This is a genomic window from Microbacterium suaedae, assembly GCF_003254645.1.
GTDB classification, from domain to species: domain Bacteria; phylum Actinomycetota; class Actinomycetes; order Actinomycetales; family Microbacteriaceae; genus Microbacterium; species Microbacterium suaedae.
The window spans coordinates 1-5,815 of the sequence record NZ_PNFD01000009.1 but is presented as its reverse complement, the minus strand read 5'-3'; the positions used below and the strand labels follow the sequence as shown (position 1 = coordinate 5,815).

3 rRNA genes are annotated in these 5,815 nt (G+C 55.2%); all 3 read right to left on the bottom strand.

What is annotated here, in order from left to right:
- Window positions 1-55 precede the first annotated feature (55 nt).
- Window positions 56-172, bottom strand: a 5S ribosomal RNA gene (gene rrf, locus C0012_RS15290).
- Window positions 173-316: 144 nt separating this feature from the next.
- Window positions 317-3,415, bottom strand: a 23S ribosomal RNA gene (locus tag C0012_RS15285).
- Between the two features lie 348 nt (window positions 3,416-3,763).
- A 16S ribosomal RNA gene (locus C0012_RS15280) occupies window positions 3,764-5,291 on the bottom strand.
- Together the 16S, 23S and 5S rRNA genes form the textbook arrangement of a ribosomal RNA operon.
- Window positions 5,292-5,815 lie beyond the last annotated feature (524 nt).

The window sequence follows — 5,815 nt, the reverse complement described above, 5'->3', positions numbered from 1 at the left end:
CCCGTAACGCACGAAAGGGCCGCCCAACAATGGGCGACCCTTCCGTCTAAGTAAAGTCCGGCGGCGACCTACTCTCCCACACCGTCCCCGGTGCAGTACCATCGGCGCTGAGAGGCTTAGCTTCCGGGTTCGGAATGTAACCGGGCGTTTCCCTCACGCAATAACCACCGAAACACTCAACAACCACACACCCAAAAGGCGCAGGTAAATCTATGTTTCAACAGCACAACACTGTTTACTTGTCCCCAAAAGCATGGCACAACCATACCCTGAGAACCACAAAGTGGACGCGAACAACATTCAGAAAGAACGAAGTGTTATCAAGTCATCGGCTTATTAGTACCAGTCAGCTGCACACGTTACCGTGCTTCCACATCTGGCCTATCAACCCAGTAGTCTGCTGGGAGCCTCACGGCCCGAAGGCCATGGAAGTCTCATCTTGAGGCCGGCTTCCCGCTTAGATGCTTTCAGCGGTTATCCATCCCGAACGTAGCCAACCAGCCATGCACCTGGCGGTACAACTGGCACACCAGAGGTTCGTCCAACCCGGTCCTCTCGTACTAGGGTCAGATCCTCTCAAACTTCCAACGCACGCAGCGGATAGGGACCGAACTGTCTCACGACGTTCTAAACCCAGCTCGCGTACCGCTTTAATGGGCGAACAGCCCAACCCTTGGGACCAACTCCAGCCCCAGGATGCGACGAGCCGACATCGAGGTGCCAAACCATGCCGTCGATATGGACTCTTGGGCAAGATCAGCCTGTTATCCCCGAGGTACCTTTTATCCGTTGAGCGACAGCGCTTCCACAAGCCACTGCCGGATCACTAGTCCCGACTTTCGTCCCTGCTCGACCTGTCAGTCTCACAGTCAAGCTCCCTTGTGCACTTACACTCGCCACCTGATTGCCAACCAGGTTGAGGGAACCTTTGGGCGCCTCCGTTACTCTTTGGGAGGCAACCGCCCCAGTTAAACTACCCACCAGGCACTGTCCCTGAACCGGATCACGGTCCGAAGTTAGATGTCCCAAGTGACCAGAGTGGTATTTCAACAACGACTCCACAACCACTAGCGTGATCGCTTCACAGTCTCCCACCTATCCTACACAAGCCACACAGAACACCAATACCAAGCTGTAGTAAAGGTCACGGGGTCTTTCCGTCCTGCTGCGCGAAACGAGCATCTTTACTCGTAATGCAATTTCGCCGAGTTCGTGGTTGAGACAGTTGGGGAATCGTTACGCCATTCGTGCAGGTCGGAACTTACCCGACAAGGAATTTCGCTACCTTAGGATGGTTATAGTTACCACCGCCGTTTACCGGGGCTTAAATTCTGAGCTTCACCAAACGGTTAACTCGTCCTCTTAACCTTCCGGCACCGGGCAGGCGTCAGTCCGTATACATCGTCTTGCAACTTCGCACGGACCTGTGTTTTTAGTAAACAGTCGTTCCCCACTGGTCTCTGCGGCCCACACACCCTTCAGCAGCAAGTGCCTACAAGTGCTGGGCGCCCCTTCTCCCGAAGTTACGGGGCCATTTTGCCGAGTTCCTTAACCACGATTATCTCGATCTCCTTGGTATTCTCTACCTGACCACCTGAGTCGGTTTGGGGTACGGGCAGCTAGAACCTCGCGTCGATGCTTTTCTCGGCAGCATAGGATCACCCACTTGAAACGCATCACGTCTCAGCCACATGGATCACGGATTTGCCTATGACCCGGCCTACACGCTTGCACTGGACACCATCTGCCAGCTGGGCTGCCTTCCTGCGTCACACCTGTTAATACGCTAACCGCACCAGCATGGGGTCGCGCGCTAGGCCACCCGGTGCCACCCGAAGGTGACGATGGATGGATTCGGGCGCTTAGCACCACTGGATTAGCTTGGACGGTTCTTCGCCGGTACGGGAATATCAACCCGTTGTCCATCGACTACGCCTGTCGGCCTCGCCTTAGGTCCCGACTTACCCAGGGAAGATTAGCTTGACCCTGGAACCCTTGGTCATTCGGAGGACACGTTTCTCACGTGTCATTCGCTACTCATGCCTGCATTCTCACTCGTGTGCCGTCCACGGCTGGATCACTCCGCCGCTTCACCCGGCACACGACGCTCTCCTACCCATCAACACGACTGAACCACGAAGGCTAGCCGCATGTGTCAATGCCACAACTTCGGTGGCGTGCTTGAGCCCCGTTACATTGTCGGCGCGGAATCACTTGACCAGTGAGCTATTACGCACTCTTTCAAGGATGGCTGCTTCTAAGCCAACCTCCTGGTTGTCTAAGCAACTCCACATCCTTTCCCACTTAGCACGCGCTTAGGGACCTTAGATGGTGGTCTGGGTTGTTTCCCTCTCGACTATGAAGCTTATCCCCCACAGTCTCACTGCTGCGCTCTCACTTACCGGCATTCGGAGTTTGGCTGACGTCAGTAAGCTTTTGGGCCCCATCGGCCATCCAGTAGCTCTACCTCCGGCAAGAAACACGCAACGCTGCACCTAAATGCATTTCGGAGAGAACCAGCTATCACGAAGTTTGATTGGCCTTTCACCCCTATCCACAGCTCATCCCCTCAGTTTTCAACCTAAGTGGGTTCGGCCCTCCACGACGTCTTACCGACGCTTCAGCCTGGCCATGGATAGATCACTTCGCTTCGGGTCTAGGACACGCGACTCAATCGCCCTATTCAGACTCGCTTTCGCTACGGCTACCCCACCCGGGTTAACCTCGCCACGTATCACTAACTCGCAGGCTCATTCTTCAAAAGGCACGCCGTCACCCCAACAAGGAGGCTCCGACGGTTTGTAAGCAGACGGTTTCAGGTACTATTTCACTCCCCTCCCGGGGTACTTTTCACCTTTCCCTCACGGTACTTGTCCGCTATCGGTCATCTGGAAGTATTTAGGCTTATCAGGTGGTCCTGACAGATTCACACAGGATTTCACGGGCCCCGTGCTACTTGGGATACCCACAACCGCAGAACACGCATGTCGACTACGAGACTGGCACTCTCTCTGGTCTCGCTTTCAAACGAGTTCGTCTATACGCTTCTGTACGATCGGAATCACGGCAGCAACTCCAAGTAGGTCCCACAACCCCGCACGTGCAACGCCTGCCGGCTCTCACACACGCACGGTTTAGCCTCATCCGCTTTCGCTCGCCACTACTCACGGAATCACTTTTGTTTTCTCTTCCTGTGGGTACTGAGATGTTTCACTTCCCCACGTTCCCTCTACCCGCCCTATACATTCAGGCGGGAGTCACTGGAACACACGAATGCGCCCAGCGGGGTTTCCCCATTCGGAAATCCTCGGATCACAGCCCGCTTATCGGCTCCCCAAGGCTTATCGCAGATTGCTACGTCCTTCTTCGGCTCCAGATGCCAAGGCATCCACCGTCTGCTCTTAAAGACTTGAAATCACATGAGCCACAGAAACATAAAAATGATCTGTGTTCGCTTTCTTTAAGATGCTCGCGTCCACTGTGTAGTTCTCAAAGTACGGTCGCACCCCGCATCCACACCAAAAAGTGCTTCACCCGGGGGCGGAAAGCTGCAACCAAAACGGCTGAGCCTTCAAAACCCAACAACGTGCACGCGCCCCGAACCAACAACCCCAACGTTCCCACAACCCGAAAGCCGCGTACTAGCCAGAACCATCAACCCGAAACGCCTCATCAAATGTTCCACCCATGAGCTCACCCCTCGAAGACATTCGCTCCGAGCAGGCGCCTTAGAACCCCCGAAGAGATTCAAGATGCTCCTTAGAAAGGAGGTGATCCAGCCGCACCTTCCGGTACGGCTACCTTGTTACGACTTAGTCCTAATTACCGATCCCACCTTCGACAGCTCCCTCCCACAAGGGGTTAGGCCACCGGCTTCAGGTGTTACCGACTTTCATGACTTGACGGGCGGTGTGTACAAGACCCGGGAACGTATTCACCGCAGCGTTGCTGATCTGCGATTACTAGCGACTCCGACTTCATGAGGTCGAGTTGCAGACCTCAATCCGAACTGGGACCGGCTTTTTGGGATTCGCTCCACCTCACGGTATCGCCGCCCATTGTACCGGCCATTGTAGCATGCGTGAAGCCCAAGACATAAGGGGCATGATGATTTGACGTCATCCCCACCTTCCTCCGAGTTGACCCCGGCAGTATCCCATGAGTTCCCACCATTACGTGCTGGCAACATAGAACGAGGGTTGCGCTCGTTGCGGGACTTAACCCAACATCTCACGACACGAGCTGACGACAACCATGCACCACCTGTACACCGACCACAAGGGGGCGACGATCTCTCGCCGTTTCCGGTGTATGTCAAGCCTTGGTAAGGTTCTTCGCGTTGCATCGAATTAATCCGCATGCTCCGCCGCTTGTGCGGGTCCCCGTCAATTCCTTTGAGTTTTAGCCTTGCGGCCGTACTCCCCAGGCGGGGAACTTAATGCGTTAGCTGCGTCACGGAGACCGTGGAAAGGCCCCCACAACTAGTTCCCAACGTTTACGGAGTGGACTACCAGGGTATCTAAGCCTGTTCGCTCCCCACTCTTTCGCTCCTCAGCGTCAGTTACGGCCCAGAGATCTGCCTTCGCCATCGGTGTTCCTCCTGATATCTGCGCATTCCACCGCTACACCAGGAATTCCAATCTCCCCTACCGCACTCTAGCCTGCCCGTACCCACTGCACGCTGGAAGTTGAGCCTCCAGTTTTCACAGCAGACGCGACAAGCCGCCTACGAGCTCTTTACGCCCAATAATTCCGGATAACGCTTGCGCCCTACGTATTACCGCGGCTGCTGGCACGTAGTTAGCCGGCGCTTTTTCTGCAGGTACCGTCACCCGAAGGCTTCTTCCCTACTAAAAGGGGTTTACAACCCGAAGGCCGTCATCCCCCACGCGGCGTTGCTGCATCAGGCTTGCGCCCATTGTGCAATATTCCCCACTGCTGCCTCCCGTAGGAGTCTGGGCCGTGTCTCAGTCCCAGTGTGGCCGGTCACCCTCTCAGGCCGGCTACCCGTCGACGCCTTGGTGAGCCATTACCTCACCAACAAGCTGATAGGCCGCGAGCCCCTCCCGGACCGATAAATCTTTCCCACCATTGAAGATGCCTTCATGGTGCATATTCGGTATTAGACGCCGTTTCCAGCGCTTATCCCAAAGTCCGGGGCAGGTTGCTCACGTGTTACTCACCCGTTCGCCACTAATCCACACCAGCAAGCTGGTGCTTCATCGTTCGACTTGCATGTGTTAAGCACGCCGCCAGCGTTCATCCTGAGCCAGGATCAAACTCTCCAAAAAGAAAAAATGCATACCCACACGGGAAAACGCGTGAGCAGCGAGTTTGAAACTGACCAATGTGATGTCATCTGACACCAAATGATCCAAAAAGGAATTGCTCTGACCCGAAGGCCAGGGACAATCAATAAATTGGCATTTGACAAGTGCACGCTGTTGAGTTCTCAAGGATCAGACGCACCCGGCCCTCAGCCTCCCGACTGAGCCCTCCGGGGCAACTTCTCTATCTTATCCTCCAGACCCTCGCTGTCAAATCCGACACGCCGTAGCTGTGTCAAAACCCAACCGCTTGAGCCCTGAGGCACAAGAAACAACCTTACGAAACGAACCTGAATGAAACCTGAACGCCCTCAAACCGAGAAACATCCAAACCCACACACGAACGAAACAAAACCAGCCGTATCTCGTGGTGTCACCTGTCTGGGGTGGGGAACCTTCCGGCTCAACCTCACCGCTTGGCGGCGACAAGGGAATACATTACGCAGATCCCGACCACGCCACAAACGAAGCCACATCCGGGCGTGTCG